The organism is Bradyrhizobium sp. BRP19 (genome assembly GCF_020194195.1).
GTDB lineage: Bacteria > Pseudomonadota > Alphaproteobacteria > Rhizobiales > Xanthobacteraceae > Bradyrhizobium > Bradyrhizobium yuanmingense.
This window is the reverse complement of record NZ_JADYVZ010000011.1, coordinates 172409-192341: the sequence shown is the minus strand read 5'-3', so window position 1 is coordinate 192341 and position 19933 is coordinate 172409. Positions and strand designations below refer to the sequence as shown.

The 19933-nt window shown below is 65.3% G+C and carries 18 protein-coding genes; 9 read left to right on the top strand and 9 right to left on the bottom strand.

Translation table 11 applies throughout. The features are described from left to right. Positions 1–228: 228 nt before the first annotated feature. The 6 genes from pdeM to I6F36_RS27940 all read right to left on the bottom strand — a co-directional run bounded on the left by pdeM (position 229) and on the right by I6F36_RS27940 (position 7313). Positions 229–900 carry a ligase-associated DNA damage response endonuclease PdeM gene (pdeM, locus tag I6F36_RS27965; RefSeq protein WP_050995974.1) on the bottom strand — a complete coding sequence of 224 codons (672 nt, stop codon included), beginning with the start codon at positions 898–900 and terminating at the stop codon, positions 229–231. A 42-nt stretch (positions 901–942) separates the two neighbouring features. Beyond that, entirely contained in the window at positions 943–3528 is a 2586-nt protein-coding gene (locus I6F36_RS27960) for a ligase-associated DNA damage response DEXH box helicase (protein WP_225172587.1), read from the bottom strand. 250 nt (positions 3529–3778) lie between these two features. Next, a complete protein-coding gene (locus I6F36_RS27955; RefSeq protein ID WP_225172586.1) occupies positions 3779–4141 on the bottom strand; it encodes a nuclear transport factor 2 family protein in 363 nt (120 codons plus the stop codon). Between the two features lie 113 nt (positions 4142–4254). After that, a complete protein-coding gene (locus tag I6F36_RS27950; RefSeq protein WP_025032572.1) occupies positions 4255–4605 on the bottom strand; it encodes a RidA family protein in 351 nt (116 codons plus the stop codon). A gap of 128 nt (positions 4606–4733) precedes the next feature. Continuing rightward, positions 4734–5651 carry a PHB depolymerase family esterase gene (locus I6F36_RS27945; RefSeq protein ID WP_109145470.1) on the bottom strand — a complete coding sequence of 306 codons (918 nt, stop codon included), beginning with the start codon at positions 5649–5651 and terminating at the stop codon, positions 4734–4736. A gap of 3 nt (positions 5652–5654) precedes the next feature. Next, positions 5655–7313 (bottom strand): FAD-binding dehydrogenase, encoded by a 1659-nt coding sequence (locus tag I6F36_RS27940; RefSeq protein WP_225172585.1) that lies wholly within the window; start codon positions 7311–7313, stop codon positions 5655–5657. A 281-nt stretch (positions 7314–7594) separates the two neighbouring features. On the opposite strand from I6F36_RS27940, the gene I6F36_RS27935 reads away from it, so the two are divergent. From I6F36_RS27935 to I6F36_RS27910, 6 genes are all read left to right on the top strand, one after another. After that, complete coding sequence (locus tag I6F36_RS27935; RefSeq protein ID WP_036014153.1) at positions 7595–8116, top strand: hypothetical protein; 522 nt, start codon at positions 7595–7597, stop codon at positions 8114–8116. Between the two features lie 145 nt (positions 8117–8261). Next, entirely contained in the window at positions 8262–8456 is a 195-nt protein-coding gene (locus I6F36_RS27930; protein WP_036014155.1) for a hypothetical protein, read from the top strand. Between the two features lie 24 nt (positions 8457–8480). Next, the gene (locus I6F36_RS27925) at positions 8481–9071 is read left to right on the top strand and encodes an SCO family protein (protein WP_225134023.1); all 591 of its coding nucleotides are present in this window, start codon (positions 8481–8483) and stop codon (positions 9069–9071) included. 89 nt (positions 9072–9160) lie between these two features. Further along, complete coding sequence (locus I6F36_RS27920) at positions 9161–10096, top strand: transporter substrate-binding domain-containing protein (RefSeq protein ID WP_036014158.1); 936 nt, start codon at positions 9161–9163, stop codon at positions 10094–10096. Between the two features lie 187 nt (positions 10097–10283). Continuing rightward, positions 10284–11201, top strand: a complete 918-nt coding sequence (locus I6F36_RS27915; RefSeq protein WP_074448058.1) for a sulfite exporter TauE/SafE family protein — start codon at positions 10284–10286, stop codon at positions 11199–11201. Continuing rightward, the gene (locus I6F36_RS27910) at positions 11198–11968 is read left to right on the top strand and encodes a TIGR02186 family protein (RefSeq protein ID WP_036014162.1); all 771 of its coding nucleotides are present in this window, start codon (positions 11198–11200) and stop codon (positions 11966–11968) included. Before I6F36_RS27915 ends, I6F36_RS27910 begins: the two co-directional genes overlap by 4 nt. Positions 11969–12083: 115 nt before the next feature. On the opposite strand, the gene I6F36_RS27905 is transcribed toward I6F36_RS27910, so the two are convergent. Beyond that, positions 12084–12995, bottom strand: a complete 912-nt coding sequence (locus tag I6F36_RS27905) for a DMT family transporter (protein ID WP_225114582.1) — start codon at positions 12993–12995, stop codon at positions 12084–12086. Between the two features lie 109 nt (positions 12996–13104). Here I6F36_RS27905 and I6F36_RS27900 point away from each other — a divergent pair, with 109 nt between their 5' ends. Then, positions 13105–13968: a LysR substrate-binding domain-containing protein gene (locus I6F36_RS27900; protein WP_225114612.1), complete on the top strand. Its 864-nt coding sequence runs from the start codon at positions 13105–13107 to the stop codon at positions 13966–13968. A 23-nt stretch (positions 13969–13991) separates the two neighbouring features. On the opposite strand, the gene I6F36_RS27895 is transcribed toward I6F36_RS27900, so the two are convergent. Continuing rightward, a complete protein-coding gene (locus I6F36_RS27895) occupies positions 13992–14225 on the bottom strand; it encodes a hypothetical protein (protein ID WP_057027807.1) in 234 nt (77 codons plus the stop codon). Positions 14226–14428: 203 nt separating this feature from the next. Between I6F36_RS27895 and I6F36_RS27890 the strand changes: the two genes are divergently transcribed. Next, on the top strand, positions 14429–16945 hold the full coding sequence (locus tag I6F36_RS27890; RefSeq protein WP_225172584.1) for a glycogen/starch/alpha-glucan phosphorylase: 2517 nt from the start codon (positions 14429–14431) through the stop codon (positions 16943–16945). Positions 16946–17170: 225 nt separating this feature from the next. Further along, on the top strand, positions 17171–17986 hold the full coding sequence (locus I6F36_RS27885) for an acyl-CoA thioesterase II (RefSeq protein ID WP_225172583.1): 816 nt from the start codon (positions 17171–17173) through the stop codon (positions 17984–17986). 211 nt (positions 17987–18197) lie between these two features. Here the strand turns inward: I6F36_RS27885 and I6F36_RS27880 are convergent, their stop codons facing one another. Then, positions 18198–19814 (bottom strand): phosphoenolpyruvate carboxykinase, encoded by a 1617-nt coding sequence (locus I6F36_RS27880; RefSeq protein WP_109145474.1) that lies wholly within the window; start codon positions 19812–19814, stop codon positions 18198–18200. Positions 19815–19933 lie beyond the last annotated feature (119 nt).

Sequence of the window (19933 nt, the reverse complement as noted above, 5' to 3'; positions counted from 1 at the left end):
CGAGGCGCCGAATCACAATGATATATCAAAGACTTGCTAAAGTGTTCTTAATTTGTTCTGGGCGCGCGTGGAATCGAAAGGGGCCGCCCGAGGCGACCCCTTTGCCGGTTGCAATCTTGTTCGGGATGAAATCCAGCCCCGGCAAGCGCGGACGTTAATACCGACAGCGGGCTTTGCGCGATTCCGGAAAAATACCGGTCGTAGTGCTGTCCTAATGCAGCCGGCGCCTCAATGGCAGCGCGAGGCCGCAATGGCGTGGACGCGGCGGTCGCCGAGGAGATGGGCGACAAAGCCATTCGCCGGAAAGATCTTTGCGAAGGCTGGATCGCGTACGCTGAGGCCCCCCGCGTAAGCACCGAATGCCGGCATCACCGCCCGCATCCCGTCGCTGGCGAAGCAGCGGCGCTCCATCGAGCGGCCACGCGCCGAGACACGCGCCTTCGGATGCAGATGGCCGGCGATCTCGCCGTGGGCGCCGGTCGGCTCGTGGCGGAAGGTGATCGGGCCGATTGCGACTTCGTCCGCGATGGTGCCGCCAAGATCGCGCGGCAGCATGGGGTCGTGATTGCCGGAAATCCAGATCCAGTCGCGGCCGGTCTGGAGTGCGGCCAAGGCGTCGCGGTCCTCGGCGGACAGGCGCTCATGCGCGCTGCGGTCGTGAAAACTGTCGCCGAGCGCGATGACCACTCGCGGATCATGGCGGGAGATGACAGCAGCGAGCCGGCCGAGCGTCGCAATGGTATCGTAAGGCGGCAGCAGGACGCCGCGCGTGGCGAAGCTCGAGCCTTTCTCGAGATGCAGGTCGGAGACGACGAGCAGGCGCTGCTCGTCCCAGAACAGCGCGCCGGAGAGATCGGCCGCAAAGGTCACATCGCTGATCGTGACTCTGGAAACGCGCATGTCCTCGACATCTCCCGAAATCAGCGCGCCTGCCGTCACGTCTTACCCGCTTCGATCCATCGCCTCTTTGACGAGCTCGTCGGCGGCTTCCGCCAAAAGCTCGTCTGCAGCTTCGCCATAAACTGACTCGCGGCCGATTTCCAGCATCACGGGCACGGCGAGCGGGGAGACGCGGTCGAGTTCCCGGTGCGTGATGCGGCCGTGGATGCGCATCAGCATGTCGCCGAGCCGGCGCAAATCGAGCAGGCCGGTGGCGGCATCGGCGCGCGCAGCGCGGAGCAGGACGTGATCGGCCTGGTGCTTGCGCAACACGTCGTAGACGAGATCGGTCGAGAACAGCACCTGACGGCGGCTCTTCTCCTCCCCGGTGTGGCGGCGCGCGATCAGGCCGGAGATGATGGCGCAGTTGCGGAAGGTTCGCTTCATCAGCGCGGATTCGGCGAGCCAGGCTTCGAGATCATCGCCGAGCATGTCAGGATCGAACAGCGCGTTGAGGTCGATCCGCCCATCGCGGATCATGAAGGAGAGATCACCGAGCCCCCAGATCGCCACGGCATATTCATTGGCGACGAAGCCGAGCGGACGCGCGCGAGCGCGCTCCAGCCGGCGCGTCAGCAGCATGCCCAAGGTCTGATGCGCGAGACGGCCCTCGAAGGGGTAGCAAACGAGATAATGCTTGTTGGCCCGCGGAAAGCTCTCGACCAGCAGCTCGCGGACCGCCGGCACTCTGCTGACATCCTTCTGCAGCGACAGCCAGTCGCGCACCTGCTCCGGCAAGCCGCCCCAGGCGCGGCCATCATCGAGCAGGCGGCGCACGCGCTCGGCGAGATAGGTCGAAAGCGGAAACTTGCCGCCCATGTAGGACGGCACCTTCGGGTCCTTGTCATGCGCGCGCGAGACATAGACCTGGTCCTCGACCAGGGTCTCGTAGCGCACCACTTCGCCCGAGAACACGAATGTGTCGCCGGGGGAGAGGCCCTCGATGAAGGCTTCCTCGATCTCGCCGAGCAGTCGGCCGCCGCGTGCGATCACGCCTGTGGATCCTGCACCGCTGCCGCGCGAACGCACCAGCCGCACCTTCAGCATGTCGTCCTCGACGATGGTGCCGACATTCATGCGGTAGCTCTGCCGCACCTTGGGATTGGCGACGCGCCAGCGTCCCTCCTTGTCCTGCTTGATGCGAGCAAAGCGCTCATAGGTCTTCAGCGCATAGCCGCCGGAGGCGACGAAATCGACGACGTCGTCGAAATCCTGCCGCGACAGGCTTGCGTAGGGCGCGGCGGTGCGAACCTCGCCATAGAGCTCGTCGCTGAAGAACGGCTCGCCACAGGCACAGCCCAGAACATGCTGAGCCAGCACGTCGAGAGCGCCAGTGCGCAAGGGCGGCGTATCCTGCGCATTCTCGGCGATGGCGTCGATGGCGACGCGGCACTCCAGCACTTCAAAACGGTTGGCGGGCACCAGCACCGCGCGGGAGGCCTCGTCGAGGCGGTGATTGGCGCGGCCGATGCGCTGCATCAGACGCGAGGAGCCTTTTGGCGCGCCGATATTGACGACGAGATCGACGTCACCCCAGTCGACGCCGAGGTCGAGCGAGGAGGTGCAGACCACGCCGCGCAGCCGGCCCGCCGACATGGCGTCTTCGACCTTGCGGCGCTGGGCGACGTCGAGCGAGCCGTGATGCAGCGCGATGGCAAGGCCATCGTCGTTCATGCTCCAGAGATTCTGGAACAGCATCTCGGCCTGGCTGCGGGTGTTGACGAAGACCAGCGTGGTCTTGTTGGCCTTGATCACCTCGTAGATTTCAGGGAGCGCGTGACGCGCGCTGTGACCGGCCCAGGGCAGCCGCTCGCGCGTATCGAGCATCTCGACCACGGGCGGCGCGGCGCCGCCGGCGACGACGATGTCGGCTGCCCGCTCCTTGCCGTCGGGCTGCGGCACCAGGAAGCGCGCGAGCTGCTCTGGCTCGGCTACGGTCGCGGACAAGCCGATCGCGCGCATCTGCGGCGCGAGGCGCCACAATCGCGCCAGCCCGAGGGAGAGCAGATCGCCCCGCTTGGACGTGACCAGCGCGTGCAGCTCGTCGAGCACGATGCGCTTGAGAGAGGAAAACAGGAACGGTGCGTCGTCGGAGGAGAGCAGCAGCGCGAGCTGCTCGGGCGTCGTCAGCAACACGTCGGGCGGATAGCGCCGCTGCCGCTGACGGCGCGACACCGGCGTATCGCCGGTGCGGGTCTCGACCTTGATGGGCAAGTCCATCTCGGCGATCGGACGCTCGAGATTGCGCGCGATGTCGACGGCGAGCGCCTTGAGCGGCGAGATGTAGAGGGTGTGCAGGCCGCCGCTGCGTTGCACGCTGCGGCCGGTGGAGACGAGGTTCTTCTTCGCGCCCGCGTCGCGTGTCAGCGGCTGCGTCCACAGCTCGACCAGCGTCGGCAGAAATCCGGCCAGCGTCTTGCCGGCGCCGGTCGGCGCAATCAGCAGCGCCGACCGGTCCTCGCGCGCCTTCTCCAGCAGCGCCAATTGATGCGCGCGCGGCGACCAGCCGCGGGCTGCGAACCAGGCCTGGAAGCGATCCGGCAGCAGCGCGGCCGGCTCGGTCGATGTTTGGAGGATACGGGGCGGCACGGCATGACAGGTAAGCCGTAGGGATGGCTTCGTCGAGGGGGGCTATGGCCTGCGACAGGGCGATCGCACACGCGCTGTCCATTTGAGGCACGATAGACTCGACATCGTCATGGCCGGGCTTGTCCCGGCCATCCACGTCTTACCCGCGGCACGAAGAACGTGGATGCCCGGGACAAGCCCGGGCATGACGACCGCTTGTGAGGTCCAAATTTCGGTCCTCTCCTCGCCTGCGCGACGAGGGCCAGCGCTCTCACGCCCCGGCCGGGACCTGATCGAGAAATCCGGTCACGCTTCTGATCCGGCCGTCCTTCAGCACGGCGAAATCGGTGCCCTTGATCGGGCTGTCGGCGCCGTCAGGGCCAAGTCCCCACGAGAAGCGGATGTGATCGCCGTAGCCGTTGGGCTCGCCGATCAGCTTGAATGTGAAATCGGGAAAGCGCTGCTGCACACCTGCGATCAGCGCCTCGATGCCGTCCTGGCCGTCGCCCTTCATCACGGGGTCGACGTAGCTCGCATCCGTCGTCCAGCTTTCGCTCAGCAGCTCGCGGCGGCGGCCGGCGGTGCGCTCGTTCCAGAGCTCGATGTAGCGGGCGATGGTGACGGGGTCGGTCATGGTTCTCTCCTTCGATGGCGCCGTGTTGTCCGGCTGACCGTGACTATCGAAGGTTCACGCGCGTTGATCGATTACCTCGGAGGTCATCAACGCGCGTGAGGTTTTCGCAAAAATTACTTCGCCGCCGTCACCATGATCTCGACGGTGTATTGCGGGGCGGCCAGCTTGGCTTCGACGGTGGCGCGCGCAGGCGTATTGCCGGGCGAGACCCAGGCGTCCCACACAGCGTTCATCTCTGCGAAGGTCTTCATGTCGGTGATGTAGATCGTGGCCGAGAGCAGCTTCGACTTGTCGGTGCCGGCCTTGGCGAGGTGACCGTCGATGGTCGCCAGGATGTCCTGGGTCTGCTTCGTCACGCTTTCGCCGGCCGCCTTGTTGGCGACGACACCGGCGAGATAGACGGTGTTGCCGTGCACGACGACCTGGCTCATGCGCGGGCCGGTTTCAAAACGCTGAATGCTCATCTGGATCTCCTGGCTGGAATGGCGGCCCTGTCTAGCCCAGCGGTTTGCACTGTGCCACCCCTTGGCACGCGTGCGTTGCCTGCCACGCATGCGTTGCCCGGCACGCATGCGTGGGGCAGCAACGCCGTTCACGGAAACCGGCTGAAGAACGTCCAGATCGTTTCGGCGCCGTCGATGTCGCCGTTCTGCGGTCCGAGCAGGTTCCTGGCGACCTTCGGGAATCGGGCATCCGGAGCAAAGCCTGGCATGCGGTGGCCGCCGTGGTTGATGCGATAGAGCACGACGTCGTGCCCAGCCGGACAGCGCGAACTGATCCGCGTCACCGTGGACTGGTCCGCCGGCGTCGCGTCGGGCATGTCGGTGATCCCGGCGTCGTCGGTCTCGCAGCCATTGAGCCTGCGCCAGAACGCCAGCGTCTCGTCCGTCGACCAGAATCCCTCTGCGGCAAAATAGCTCGATCCGCGCCCGCCCTCATAAGGGACCAGCGGATCTTCCGTCCCGTTCATGAGCAGCATCGGCAGCGGCCGCGACGGATGACAGGTGACGGCGGCTTCATCGTTGAGGTTCATGATCACACTCGCAGCCGCCGCAAACAGATCGGCCCGCGCGCAGGCCATGGTCATCGCCATGGCACCGCCATTGGAGACGCCGGCGACGTAGACGCGCTTCGCATCGGCCGTGCCGTCGGCCACCAGCTTCTCGACCAGCCTTGCGATGAAGGCGACGTCATCGGTGCCGACCGGTGGTCCGCGCAGGGCCGGCCCCGCCTTGGTGCGCGCGTCCGCCCATGCGTTGTTGAGCCCGTCCGGAAACACCACGGCGAGGCCCTCGCGCTTGGCGACCTGCGGCCAGGCCGTCCGCGTGACCATGTCGGCGCCGCGCTGGGTCTTGCCATGCAGCACGATTACGAGCGGTGCGGGCCGCTTGGCTGGCAGTTGCGCGGTGTAGGAGCGCTTCACCCCGTTGACATCGACCGTATCGGCGGACGCAGCCGAAGCTGCCGTCAAAGCAGCGATCAGCGTGGCGATGCGCATCCGCCGCCGCATGGTCTAGCCCACTGCCTTGGCGGCGGCACGGCCCGCATTACGGCCCGAGAACAGGCAGCCGCCCAGAAAGGTGCCTTCCAGCGAGCGATAGCCATGCACGCCGCCGCCACCGAAGCCGGCGGCCTCGCCGACGGCGTAAAGGCCGGGAATGACGCGGCCCTCCTCCCCGAACACGCGGGAGTCGAGATCGGTCTCGAAGCCGCCCAGCGTCTTGCGGGTGAGGATGTTGAGCTTCACCGCGATCAGCGGCCCATGCGCGGGATCGAGGATGCGGTGCGGGGAAGCGGTGCGGATCAACTTGTCGCCGATATAGCGGCGCGCATTGTGGATGTTCATGACCTGCGCATCCTTGACGTAGGGATTGGCGATCTCGCGGTCACGCGCCTCGATCTGCATCCTGATGTGCTCGAGCTTGAGGAGATCGCTGCCGGCGAGCTTGTTCATGGCCGCAACGAGCTCATCGAGCTTGTCGCGGACAATGAAGTCGACACCATGGCTCTTGAACGCCTCCACCGGCGCCGGCGCGCCCTTGTTGGTGGCGCGGCGAAGCGTCATGCGCCAGCTCTTGCCGGTCAGGTCCGGGTTCTGCTCCGAGCCCGACAGCGCAAACTCTTTCTTGATGATGCTCTGGGTCAGGATGAACCAGGAATAGTCGTAGCCGGTCGACATGATGTATTTGAGCTGGCCGAGCGTGTCCGAGCCCGGGAATAGCGGCGCCGGCAGCCGCGTGCCTGTCGCGTCGAACCACATCGAGGAAGGACCCGGCAGGATGCGGATGCCGTGGCGCGGCCAGATCGGGTTCCAGTTCTGGATGCCCTCGACGTAGTGCCACATGCGGTCGCGGTTGATCAGCCGTGCGCCGGTCTTTTCCGTGATGCCTATCATGCGCCCGTCGACATGCTCGGGCACGCCGGAGATCATGAACTTCGGGGGCTCACCGAGCCGCTCCGGCCAGTTCTGCCGCACCAGCTCGTGGTTGCCGCCGATGCCGCCGGAGGCGACGATCACGGCCTGCGCCTTCAACGCGAAGTCACCGACCACGTTGCGCGAGGAGCTCTTGCCGCGCTCTGCATCATCAGGCGCAAGAACGACGCCGCTGACGCCATCCACCGTGCCATTGGTGACCGAGAGCGCATCGACGCGATGGCGGAATCGGAAGATCAATCGGCCGGTCTTCATCGCCTCGCGCGCGCGGCGCTCGAACGGCTCGACGATGCCCGGGCCGGTGCCCCAGGTGACGTGGAAGCGCGGCACCGAATTGCCGTGGCCCATCGCATCATATCCGCCGCGCTCGGCCCAGCCGACCACGGGAAAGAAGCGATGGCCCATCGCGCGCAGCCAGCCGCGCTTCTCGCCGGCCGCGAAGGCCACATAGGCTTCGGCCCATTGGCGCGGCCAGAAATCCTCGTCGCGGTCGAAGCCGGCGGTGCCGAGCCAGTCCTGCATGGCAAGCTCGTAGGAGTCCTTGATGCCGAGCCGGCGCTGCTCCGGCGAATCGACCAGGAACAATCCGCCGAACGACCAGAACGCCTGGCCCCCCAGCGACTGCTCGCCTTCCTGGTCGATTACCATCACGCGCTTGCCCGCATCGGCAATCTCGGTGGCGGCAACGAGGCCCGACAGTCCCGCGCCGACGACGATGACATCCGTTTCTTGAACCATGCGCTTCCCCCTCCAAGTTCTTCTCCCCCTCAAGGGTTCCCCCCTGTAGTTGCCCGGATTGAAGCCAGCGGTTGCAACTGAGATCAAGGGTATGGCGCGCAAGACCTCGTTAACTTGTTCCACTTTGGGATGGAGACCGGCCGGGTGCAGCGCGGACGCAACACTGGATTTAATTTGTTTTGAGCCAGCAGGCCTGCCTAGACAAAGCCTCGGTTACGACCGACGCTAGCCGTGCATCATCACCTGACACACAGATTCGAATTCGACTGGGGCGGGGGAAAATGAATTTTCTGACGGGGTTGCTTGCGGCGGTTCTCTTGATCGCAGGCATGGGGGCTTCTCACGCGGTGGTTCGGATCGCGGACGACCGCGGCGGCCGGATCGGAACCTACGTCGACAAGTACCAGGACCTCAGGCAATCGGGCGAGACGGTCATCATCGATGGCCTCTGTGCCTCGGCCTGCACCATCGTCCTCGGTGCTATCCCGCACGACCGCATCTGCGTGACCTCGCATGCGACGCTGGGCTTCCACGCCGCCTGGGATTTCGGCGCCAACGGCCGCGCCATCACCAATCCCGAAGCGACCCAGATGCTGTACGCGATGTATCCCTCGCAGATCAGGCGCTGGATCGGCCAGCGGGGCGGCCTCACCCCGCGGATGCTCTTCCTGAGGGGCAAGCAGCTCCAGGCCATGTACAAGCCGTGCTACCTGGACGCGCAGGCCTCGACGACCAGGCCGTCGCGCCGGTCGCTCCCGCAAGCGGAGCCGCTCGAATCCGCCCGGGGCCAGCTCCTCCACTGACATCCACAGGCTGGCGGCGTCCTTTGGCGCCGCCGCTGCGTCTTGCCAGCTGGCGGAGCCTTGCCTGCTGGCGGCGCCTTGCCCGCAGCCGGCGCAAAGCCTATCTGAAAGCCAGGGAACCGGGGCCTTCGTCCCGATCGTTGTCATGGCTCAACCGCTGCACCCGGCACATCGGCTATCGGACAATTCGCCCACTGCCGGGCGGATGCCATCCGTGCTGCTGTGGGCGGGCGCTGCAATCGGCGGTCTCGCCGTGATCGGCGCGCTGGCGCTCTGGTTCCACTATGGCAGCCAGGTGTTCTTCGAAATGATCAGGACCGGCTTTGCCGCCTGCTTCTGACCTGCGACAGGAAGTTTTCCGCCCATGAGCTCCGCCACCCGTCCGCTGGTGATCGCGACCGCCTTCGCTACAAGCCTCGTCGTCGGGCTCCTGATCATGTTCTGGGCCATGGGCGGGGTCGGCAAGGTGGCACAGCCGGCCGCGATCGGCGGCCCGTTCCAGCTGACCGACCAGAACGGCAAGGCCGTCACCGACAAGAGCCTGAAGGGCAAGCCGACCCTGATCTTCTTCGGCTACACCCATTGCCCCGACGTCTGCCCGACCTCGCTGTTCGAGATCTCGGAAGTGCTGCGCGCGCTGGGTAAGGACGCCGACAAGGTCAATGCCATCTTCATCTCGGTCGATCCCGAGCGCGACACGCAGGCCGCGATGAAGGATTACCTGTCGAGCTTCGATCCGCACCTCCAGGGCCTGTCCGGCGACCCCGCCGAGACCGCCAAGGTGATCTCCTCCTACCGGGTCTATGCCAAAAAGGTCCCGACCAAGGACGGCGATTACACGATGGACCACACCGCGCTGATCTACCTGATGGACCGCGAGGGCAGGTTCGTCTCGCCGTTCAATTTGAAGCGGACGCCGGAAGAGGCAGCGGTTGATTTGAAGCGGTATCTCTGAGCTTCACGCTGGCCACAATCGGCGCTCGCGTTCCCGGCGGGATGGTCTATAAGGCCCTCCGATCCCGACGAAATTCATTCCTTCGGCCGATGGCTCCATCGCAACAGGCGAAATCGCTCAAATCTGTCCGTGGCTTGCTGGCAGGGCTGGCTGCTGGCCTTTGCCTGCTCGGCGGCCTCACCGAGGCGAACGCGCAAGCTCCCGCCAAGCGGCCTCCGGCTGCGCCACAGACCACCCCTCAGGCGGCGCCCCAGGCCGCCCCGCAGGCGGTGCCCGGGTTCTGGGACCCGCGCCGGCGCCCCGAACGGCCGGACCTGTCCCGCCTGACCGTGATCCGCTTCCTGACCGAGACCGACTATCCGCCGTTCAACTACACCGGTGCGGACGGCAATCCGGCCGGCTTCAACGTCGATTTCGCCCGCGCCCTGTGCGAGGAGATCAAGGTCACCTGCACGGTGCAGATGCGGCGTTTCGAGACGCTGGTCGATGCGCTCACCTCCAACCGGGGCGATGCCATCATCGCCTCCATGGCGGTGAGCCCGCAGCTGCGCGCCCGCGTCGACTTCACCGATCCCTATTACCGCGTGCCGGCGCGCTTCGTCTCGCGCAAGGATGCGGTGATGCCGGAGATCCGCCCCGAATATCTCGAGGGCAAGAAGGTCGGCGCCATCGCCGGCTCGGCGCACGAGGCGTATCTCAAGGCGATGTTCACCGACGCCGAGCTGCACGCCTACCCCAATGACGATGCGATGCGCGCAGCTCTGCGCAGGGGCGAGGTCGACTTCATCTTCGGCGACGCCATCTCGCTGGCGTTCTGGATCAACGGCACGGATTCGGCCGATTGCTGCGCCTTCTCCGGCGGTCCGTTCGTCGAGAGCCGTTTCTTCGGCGAGGGCATCGGCATCGCCGTGCGCAAGGGCAACGACGTGCTGCGCCAGGCCCTGAACTGGGCGATGTTCCGGATCTGGGAAAAAGGCCGCTACACCGATCTCTGGCTACGGTATTTCTCGGTCAGTCCGTTCTGACCTCCGCCTGCAGCGGGAGTGCGGACGATCGCAGAGATCATCACGCGCGCGTCATACCCATTCACCACGCCTGAAATTCCCGGTCCCGCCCGCCGGGGAATTCCGCTATTGAAGGACGCGGCAATCGTTCCGTTCCTTCCGCGAGCATTCCGCGTTCGTCGATCCGTCTCGCCGGTGCGCAGGTTCAATGCAGCTTTACCTCCCAATCGCCGATCTTCCGGTCAACGTCTTCCTGGTGCTCGCCATGGGCGCTGCGGTCGGCTTCGTCTCCGGCATGTTCGGCATCGGCGGCGGCTTCCTGATGACGCCGCTTTTGATCTTCATCGGCATCACGCCGGCGGTCGCGGTGGCCTCCGTGGCGAGCCACATCGCGGCCTCCTCCTTTTCCGGCGCCCTCTCCTATTGGCGGCGGCGCGCGATCGATCCGGCGCTGGCGAGCGTCTTGTTATGCGGCGGCGTGACCGGCACGACGCTCGGCGTCTGGACCTTCACCCAGCTGCGCGCGCTCGGCCAGCTCGATCTGATGATCGCGCTCTCCTACGTCGTGCTGCTCACCACGGTCGGCAGCCTGATGTTCTCGGAAGGATTGCGCGCCTTGATGCGGACTCGGCGCGGGGCGCTGCCGCCGCGCCGCACCCACAACTGGATCCACGGCCTGCCGCTGAAGATGCGGTTCAAGCGCTCGAAGATCTATCTCTCGGTCATCCCCGTGGTGATCGTCGGCATCGTGATCGGTTTCATCGGCGCCATCATGGGTATAGGCGGCGGCTTCATCCTGGTGCCGATCATGATCTATCTCTTGAGGGTGCCGACCTCGACGGTGATCGGGACCTCGATGGTTCTCACCGTCGTCACCATGCTGTTCGCGACCATGCTGCACGCGGCGACCAATCACCTCGTCGATGCCGTGCTGGCGCTGATCCTGATGGTCGGCGGCGTCACCGGCGCGCAGTTCGGCGCCCGTGCCGGCCAGAAGATCCGCGGCGAGCAGCTGCGGCTGCTCCTGGGCTTGCTCATCCTCTCGGTCGGAATCCGCTTCGCGATCGAGCTGGTGATCCAGCCCTCCGATCTCTTCACCATCCGTGAGCTCGGAGTGAGCCGATGAGGCGCATGCTTCTCGCCATCGTCCTCGTCCTGCTGCTCGGCGGCGCTGCGCGGGCCGAGCGGCTGATTGTGTCGGTCTCGAATCACCGGGTCACGGTGACGCCGAACTATTCCGGCGAGGAGCTGGTGCTGTTCGGCTCGGTCGAGAAGGATACGACGACGCCCGCGGACCGCACGGCCTACGATCTCGTCGTCACCGTGATGGGCCCGCGCGCCGACATGGTGACGCGGCGGAAGGAGCGCACCTTCGGCATCTGGATCAACACCGACTACCGCCAATTCCTGCAGGTGCCGAGCTATCTCGCGCTGTTCGCCAACCGCCCGCTCGACGCCATCACCTCGCCCGAGATCGCGCGGCGGCAGCAGATCGGGCTCAACAACGTGCTGCTGACGCAGCGGGTCAGCGGCGACTTTGCCGACGTGGTGCCCAACGATGCGTTCCGCTCGGCCTTCATTCGCCTGCGCACCCAGCGCGGGCTCTACCGCGAAGACGGAAGCGCGGTCACGTTCCTGACGCCGACGCTGTTCCGCACCGGCATTCCGCTGCCTGCGGAGGTGCCGATCGGCACCTATGAGATCGAGATCAAGCTGTTCGCCAACGGCGCGTTCATCGGCAAGACCGAGACCGCGTTCGAGATCGTCAAGGTCGGCTTCGAGCAGTTCGTCGCCACCACTGCCCGCCAGAATGGCCTGATCTACGGCCTCGCCACCGTTGCGATGGCGCTGATGACGGGGTGGATGGCCTCGATCGTGTTCAGGAAGGACTAGCCCCCCGTCATTGCGAGCGCAGCGAAGCAATCCAGACTGCCTCCGCTGCGGCAGTCTGGATTGCTTCGTCGCAAGAGCTCCTCGCAATGACGATAGTGAACAGCGGGGCCTCCACCTACACCACCGCCTTCGCCGGCCGCGTCACCAGATAGATGCCGAGCGCGACCGGAATGATGCCAAGCAGGTCGCGCGCCTCGATGTGCTCGCCGAGGACGAGGAATGCGAACAGCATGCCGAGCGGCGGCATCAGGAAATGATAGGCGCTGGCGGCGGTGGCGCCACACGTCTTCAAGAGACGAAACCAGAGCCAAGAAGCGATGATCGAGCCGCCGAGCACGAGAAAGGCGAAGGCGCCGATCAGGCTCGGCGTATAGTCGATCGCGTCGACATCGGCGAAGGTGAGCGCGACCGGTGTCAGTACGATGCCGGCCGCGAGGTTCTGCACGCCATTGCCGATCCACAAGGATCCCTTCGGCGCCAGCAGCTTGAACAGGATGGTGCCGGCCACGATTGAAGCGAGCGAGGCCAGCGTGAAAACGATGCCGTGCAGCGAATCGGTGCCGACCGACAGGCGGTGCCAGACGATTGCGGTCACGCCGATGATGCCGAGCAAGAGGCCGCTCGCCTTGCGCCAGGTCATGCCTTCGCCGAGCAGCAGCGCGGCAAGGCCCGCGGTGAACACCGGATTGGCTGACACGATCAGGCCGCCGAGGCCGGCGGAGACCGATTGCAGGCCGGTGTAGCCGAGGCCGAGATAGAGCGCATTGTTGGCGATGCCGAGCACCGCGAAGATCGCGGCATCGCGCCACGACAACGACCAGGCTTCGCCGCGGATCAACGTGGCGCCCAGGATCAAGATACCCGCGAGCGAGAAGCGCGCGGCGAGCAGGATCAGCGGCGGGCAATGGGTGACGCCGATCTTGCCGGCGATGAAGGCGTAGCTCCAGAGCAGGCAGAACAGGCCGATCGCGAGCGGCAATGTGTTGAAGCGGCTGCGGGGGGCGGGAAGCGAGCTGGCGAGCGACATGAGGGGCATTCTCGGATGTTTTTTTCTGCTCTCGATCTAGGGAGGCCGCTTGCCATTTGGAAATTAAATGATTAACTCGCGCCCAGTGGATTTCTTAATGGAGGCGGCCGTGCTCGATCTCGAGCTGCTGCGCAGCTTCGTCTCGGTGGTCGAGGCCGGCGGCTTCACCCGCGCCGGCGAGCGCGTCCACCGCACGCAATCGACCGTGAGTCAGCAGATCAAGCGGCTGGAGGAGGATGTCGGTCAGGTGCTGCTGAACCGCGACGGCAAGGACGTGCGCCCGACCGAGGCCGGCGAGCGGCTGCTGTCCTATGCGCGGCGATTGCTCTCGCTGGCCGAGGAGGCGCGCGACGTGCTGCGCCAGCCTGATAGCGATGGCGCGATCCGGCTCGGCATCCCCGAGGACTTTGCCGCGTACCGGCTGGCAAAACTGCTGGGCGCGTTCTCGCGCTCGCATCCGGGATTGCGGCTGGACGTGCGCGCCGACCAGAGCAAGCATCTCGCCCGCGATCTCCAACGCGGCGAGCTCGACCTTGCGCTCTACAAGCGCGAGGCTGGCGCGAAGGACGCGATCGCGGTGTGGCCGGAGCGGGTGCACTGGGTCACCAGCAAGAGCCACCCGGTCGACGTCAACGTGCCGTCGGTGCCGCTGATCGGCTTTCCGCTCGGCTGCATCTACCGCGCCGGCGCCATCCACGCGCTGGAAACGGCCGGCCGCGCTTGGCACACCGCCTACACCTCATCGAGCCTCGCCGGCATTCAGGCCGCGGTCGCCGCCGGCATGGGCCTCAGCATCCTGTCGGAGATGGCGATCCAGACCGACCACCGCGTGCTGACGGCGAAGGACGGCTTTGCGCCGATCAACAAGACCGAGGTTGCACTGATGGCTTCGCCGGATGCGAGCCCGGCGACGCTGCGGCTTGCGGACCGTCTCGCGGAGTTTTGCGATACGGTGCAGAGCAAGGCGGCTTGAGCTCACCAAACCTCCTACGGCTCTCAATTCGCTGCGGATATCAGCTTGTCGCCACACGCGCTTGCGTAAAACTTGCCGCCGCATTGGCGCTTGATCGCAGCGCAGCGGGCTGCGGGCGACGCCTTCTGCGGCGCTGTGAAGCCGCAGCTGAGGCCATCGGCGCTGCGACCGGTCGTGCCGGCGGCAAACGCCGCACTGGTGGCGCTGATGCAGACGACGAGCAGGGCCGCAGTGGCGATTTCGATCAGCAGTCTCACGGTCCGCTTCTCCACACTGATGGCTGAATCTTTCGTAATCTAGCACCGAATCTGGGTTTCTCCGTGCTCCTCCGGGTTCCCAATTCGGCCCATTCCTTGCATAAATTTGCGCCAGCGCAGTGCACGACCTCGCGGGCGACAGTTCCGGTGCAAGGGCAGGACGCGTAGAGTTAAGAGTTGTTTCGACCTAGGAAGTAACGGCTTTGCAGGATTCATCGTTCCAGCCCAGTTATCCGGCCCCCGGGCAGCCCATCGACGAACTCGCGCTGGCCGAGATCAAGGGCGCAATCCTGGCGAAGCTGCGCCTTGCCATCGGCAAGGACGCTGGCATGGCGACCAGGCACGATTGGTACCAGGCCGCGGCGCTCGCGCTGCGCGACCGCATCGTGCATCGCTGGCTCACGGCCGAGAAGCACAGCTACGACGCCGGCCGCAAGCGGGTTTACTATCTCTCGCTCGAATTCCTGATCGGCCGGCTCTTCACCGACGCGCTCAACAACATGGGCCTGCTCAAGATCTTCGAGGTCGCGCTCGGCGATCTCGGCGTCTCGCTGCCGGAGCTGCGCAAATGCGAGCCGGATGCGGCGCTCGGCAATGGCGGCCTCGGCCGGCTCGCCGCCTGCTTCATGGAGAGCATGGCGACGCTGTCGATCCCCGCGATCGGCTACGGCATCCGCTACGATTACGGCCTGTTCCGTCAGATCATCAATCAGGGCTGGCAGCAGGAATATCCTGACGAATGGCTGAGCTTCGGCAACCCCTGGGAATTGCAGCGACCCGAGGTGATCTACGACGTCAATTTCGGCGGCGGCGTCGAGCATGTCGACGACAAGGGCCGCGACCGCTCGATCTGGCATCCTGCTGAAACCGTGCAGGCAATCGCCTATGACACGCCAATCGTCGGCTGGCGCGGCCAGCACGTCAACGCGCTGCGGCTGTGGTCGGCGCGCTCGCCCGATCCGCTCAAGTTAGATGCCTTCAACAAAGGCGATTACGTCAGCGCCAGCGCCGAGCAGGCGCGCGCGGAGGCGATCTGCAAGTTCCTCTATCCGAACGACGAGAGCCCGGCGGGCCGCGAGCTGCGGCTGCGCCAGGAATATTTCTTCGTCTCAGCCTCGCTCCAGGACCTGGTGAAGCGGCATCTCGCCTCCGACGGCCAGCTGCGCAACCTCGCCGGCAAGGTCGCGGTGCAGCTCAACGACACCCATCCGAGCCTTGCCGTCACCGAGCTGATGCGCATCCTCGTCGACCTCCACAATTTCCGCTGGGACGAGGCCTGGAAGATCACGGTCGCCACCCTCTCCTACACCAACCACACGCTGCTGCCGGAGGCGCTGGAGACCTGGCCGGTCGAGCTGTTCGAGCGGCTGCTGCCGCGGCATTTGGAGATCATCTACCGCATCAACGTGCAGCATCTGGCGCTCGCCGAAGCGCGCTGCCCGGGCGACATCGACTTCCGCGCCTCGGTGTCGCTGATCGACGAGAAGAGCGGCCGCCGCGTGCGCATGGGCCAACTCGCCTTCGTCGGCTCGCATCGCATCAACGGGGTCTCGGCGATGCATTCGGACCTGATGCGCGAGACCGTGTTCCACGACCTCAACCATCTCTATCCCGGACGGATCACCAACAAGACCAACGGCATCACCTTCCGACGCTGGCTGATGCTGGCGAACCCGAAGCTGACGGATTTGTTGCGCGAGAGCTGCGGCGATGCCGTGCTCGACGATCCGACCCAGCTCTCGCTGATCGAGGCGCGCGCCAGCGACGTCGAGTTCCAGAAGAAGTTCCGCAGCGTCAAACACCACAACAAGGCCCAGCTCGCCCGCCTGATCGGCGAACGGCTCGGCATCAGGGTCGACCCGGGCGCATTGTTCGACGTGCAGATCAAGCGCATCCACGAATACAAGCGCCAGTTGCTCAATGTCATCGAAACGGTCGCTCTGTACCAGGCCATCAAGGACGAGCCCAACGGCAATTGGGTGCCGCGGGTGAAGATCTTCGCCGGCAAGGCGGCCGCGAGCTATCGCTACGCCAAGCTGATCATCAAGCTGATCAACGACGTCGCCGAAATCGTCAATAACGATCCCGTGATCGGCGGCAAGCTCAAGGTCGTGTTCCTGCCCGACTACAATGTCAGCCTCGCGGAGGTGATCATTCCCGCCGCCGATCTGTCCGAGCAGATATCCACCGCCGGCATGGAAGCCTCCGGCACCGGCAACATGAAGCTGGCGCTGAACGGGGCCATCACCATCGGCACGCTCGACGGCGCCAATATCGAGATCCGCGACCATGTCGGCGCGGAGAATATCGCGATCTTCGGCATGGAAGCCGGCGACGTGATGATCCGCCGCAAGCAGGGGTTGGATGCTTCCGACGTGATCCGCCGGTCGCCGAAGCTGCAGCGTGCCATCAACGCGATCGGCGCAGGCGAGTTCTCGCCCGGCGACCCCGGCCGTTTCGAATCCATCGCGCACGCGCTGCGTTATCTCGACCATTACATGGTGAGCGCCGATTTCGATTCCTACTACGAGGCGCAGCGCGCGGTCGATGCGCGCTGGCAGGTGGCGCCGGCCTGGACCCGCGCCTCGATCCTCAATGTCGCGCGCATGGCCTGGTTCTCCTCGGACCGCACCATCCGCGAATATGCCGAGGAGATCTGGAACGTGCCGGTCAATCCGACCACGCCGCTGCTGCCGAACCTGCGCGACGCCGCAGGCTGATTTTTCCGCGGCGTGGAAGCGGCCTTACTTGCGAGGTTATTGCATCCTTCGCGAGGGACGATGATATGATCGTCATCATTCCCTAAGCGGCGTTGTGACACGACGCCGCAACTTCAACCGCCGTCATTGCGAGCGCAGCGAAGCAATCCAGAATCTTTCCGCGGAGACAGTCTGGATTCTTCGCTGCGCTCGCAAGGACGGCTGTGGAGGCATCGAGGACCAACAATGCACGCCAAGCTCCCGCACCCCTTCGACGAGGCCACGCGCGTCACCGCCGGTGACTCGAGCTGGCAGGGGCACACCAGCGACGATTACTGGGCCTTCGTCGGCCCGTTCGGCGGCGCTACGGCTGCGACGATCCTGCGGGCGCTGATTGAGCATCCGCAAGCCGCCGGCGATCCGCTCGCCGTCACCGTCAATTATTGCGCGCCGATCGCCAAGGGACCATTCGATCTGGACGTGCGACTGGTGAAGGCCAACCGCTCCAGCCAGCACTGGAGCGTCGAGCTCAGCCAGGGCGGCGGCGAGGTCGCAACGCTCGCCACCGCGGTGTTCGCCGAGCGGCGCCCATCCTGGGAGCACCGGGTGGCACAATATCCAGATGCCAAGCCGTTCGAGGAGACGCTGCCGTTCCCAAAAATCTCGGCATCTTGGGCCAACCAGTACGAATTTCGCTTCGTCGAGGGCGAGATGCGGATCGGCCCGCCGCAGGCCGAGCCCGCCAGCACCTATTCGAAGATCTGGATCAGCGACCGCACGCCGCGCAAGCTCGACATGCTGTCGCTGATGTCGATGTCAGACGCCTTCTTCGGCCGCATCTTCCATGCCCGGCGCCAGCTGGTGCCGTTCGGCACGGTGTCGCTGACGACCTATTTCCACACCGACGCCGAGGAGCTCGCGGCTGAGGACATCACGCGCGTGCTGGCGACGGCCGATTCGAAGATCATGCACAAGAGCTACGCCGACCAGAACGCCGAGCTGTGGTCGCCGAACGGCCGGCTGCTCGCGACCACGACGCAGATCGCGTATTTCAAGGCGTAGCTTTTCTTCCCCTCTCCCCTTGTGGGAGAGGGTGGATCGCCGCGTAGCGGGAAGACGGGCGAGGGGTTCTCTCCGCGGGCACTTCCCTCGCACTTGAGTTTGCGGATAGAACCCCTCATCCGGCGCTTCGCGCCACCTTCTCCCGCAAGGGGAGAAGGAAAGAAAAAGGGCGGCCTTTCGGCCGCCCTTTCGCAATTCAAACAATGCGACCTTACTCCGCGGCGAGCTTCACGTCCGGCGCGGCCGCGCGCACCTCGGCGTCCACCTGTGCTTCGAACTTGGCAAAATTCTTCTGGAACATGCCGACCAGGGCGCGGGCGGTCTTGTCGAACTCGTCCTTGTCCTTCCAGGTGTTGACCGGGTTGAGGATCTCGGCCGGCACCCCCGGCAGCGCGGTCGGGACCGCAAAGCCGAAATACTTGTCGGTGCGGAATTCGACGTTGCGAAGCGAGCCGTCGAGCGCGGCGGTGAGCAGCGCGCGCGTCACCTTGATCGGCATGCGCGAGCCGACACCATACTTGCCGCCGGTCCACCCGGTGTTGACCAGCCAGCAATCGACATTGTGCTGGGCGATGAGGTCGCGCAGCATGTTGCCGTAGACGGATGGATCGAGCGGCAGGAAGGGCGAGCCGAAGCAGGTCGAGAATTCCGGCTGCGGCTCGTTGCCGAGGCCGCGCTCGGTGCCGGCGACCTTGGCGGTGTAGCCGGACAGGAAGTGATACATCGCCTGCGCCGGCGAGAGCTTGGCGATCGGCGGCAGCACGCCGAAGGCGTCGGCGGCCAGCATCACCACGTTCTTCGGCTGCGGCGCGCGTCCGGTGCGCGAGGCGTTCGGGATGAAGTCGAGCGGATAGGCCGAACGCGTGTTCTCGGTCTTGGAGCCGTCGTCGAAATCGACGACGCGGGTGTCCTCATCGAGCACGCAGTTCTCGAGCACCGCGCCGAAGCGGGTCGAGGCGGCATAGATCTCCGGTTCGGCTTCCTGCGACAGCTTGATGCACTTGGCGTAGCAGCCGCCTTCGAAATTGAAGACGCCGTTCGGGCCCCAGCCGTGCTCGTCGTCGCCGATCAGGGTGCGGTTGGGATCGGCCGACAGCGTCGTCTTGCCGGTGCCCGACAGGCCGAAGAAGATCGCGGTGTCGCCCTTGGCGCCGACATTTGCCGAGCAGTGCATCGGCATCACACCGCGCTCGGGCAGATAATAATTCAGGGTCGTGAAGACCGACTTCTTCATCTCGCCGGCATAATAAGACCCGCCGATCAGGACGATCTTGCGGGCGAAATCGATCGCGACCACGTTCTCCGAGCGGCAGCCATGGCGTTTAGGATCGGCGCGGAAGCTCGGCATGTCGATGATGGTGAGCTCCGGCACGAAGGTCGGCAGCTCGATCGCCTCGGGGCGGATCAGCAGCGTGCGGATGAACAGCGAGTGCCAGGCGAGCTCGGTGAAGACGCGCGTCTTGATCCGGTAGGCCGGGTCGGCGCCGCCATAGAGGTCCTGCGCGAACAGGCGCTTGCCTTCGGCGTGCTTGAGGAAGTCCTGGTAGAGCGTCTCGAATTGCTCTGCGGTGATCGACTGGTTGCCGGCCCACCACATCTTCTTGTCGGTGGTGGCGTCGCGCACCGTGAACTTGTCCTTCGGGCTGCGCCCGGTGAACTCGCCGGTGTCGGCGCAGAGCGCGCCGTCGGCGGAGAGCACCGCCTCACCCGCTGCCAGCGAGTATTGATAGAGTTGTGGCGCACCCAGATTCCAGTGAACCTGCTTGAGATTCTTTAAGCCGAATTTGTCGGCGCCGAAGGCACCGTTGCGCACGCCCGTCTCTTGCACGAAAAATCCCTCCTAGAACCCGCGACATCAAGCGCGGCCAAGTTTGGCGCCGTCGCGATCACCGTGAATATGGGCCGTTCGGCCTCGGCTGAACGACCTAATAATGATGAACGCAGGCG

Excerpts from the sequence above, each read along its gene's own strand:
- pdeM (WP_050995974.1), bottom strand. The coding sequence starts at position 900 with ATGCGCGTTTCCAGAGTCACGATCAGCGATGTGACCTTTGCGGCCGAT.
- I6F36_RS27955 (WP_225172586.1), bottom strand. The coding sequence starts at position 4,141 with ATGACCGACCCCGTCACCATCGCCCGCTACATCGAGCTCTGGAACGAG.
- I6F36_RS27950 (WP_025032572.1), bottom strand. The coding sequence starts at position 4,605 with ATGAGCATTCAGCGTTTTGAAACCGGCCCGCGCATGAGCCAGGTCGTC.
- I6F36_RS27945 (WP_109145470.1), bottom strand. The coding sequence starts at position 5,651 with ATGCGGCGGCGGATGCGCATCGCCACGCTGATCGCTGCTTTGACGGCA.
- I6F36_RS27940 (WP_225172585.1), bottom strand. The coding sequence starts at position 7,313 with ATGGTTCAAGAAACGGATGTCATCGTCGTCGGCGCGGGACTGTCGGGC.
- I6F36_RS27935 (WP_036014153.1), top strand. The coding sequence starts at position 7,595 with ATGAATTTTCTGACGGGGTTGCTTGCGGCGGTTCTCTTGATCGCAGGC.
- I6F36_RS27930 (WP_036014155.1), top strand. The coding sequence starts at position 8,262 with ATGGCTCAACCGCTGCACCCGGCACATCGGCTATCGGACAATTCGCCC.
- I6F36_RS27925 (WP_225134023.1), top strand. The coding sequence starts at position 8,481 with ATGAGCTCCGCCACCCGTCCGCTGGTGATCGCGACCGCCTTCGCTACA.
- I6F36_RS27920 (WP_036014158.1), top strand. The coding sequence starts at position 9,161 with ATGGCTCCATCGCAACAGGCGAAATCGCTCAAATCTGTCCGTGGCTTG.
- I6F36_RS27915 (WP_074448058.1), top strand. The coding sequence starts at position 10,284 with ATGCAGCTTTACCTCCCAATCGCCGATCTTCCGGTCAACGTCTTCCTG.
- I6F36_RS27910 (WP_036014162.1), top strand. The coding sequence starts at position 11,198 with ATGAGGCGCATGCTTCTCGCCATCGTCCTCGTCCTGCTGCTCGGCGGC.
- I6F36_RS27905 (WP_225114582.1), bottom strand. The coding sequence starts at position 12,995 with ATGTCGCTCGCCAGCTCGCTTCCCGCCCCCCGCAGCCGCTTCAACACA.
- I6F36_RS27885 (WP_225172583.1), top strand. The coding sequence starts at position 17,171 with ATGCACGCCAAGCTCCCGCACCCCTTCGACGAGGCCACGCGCGTCACC.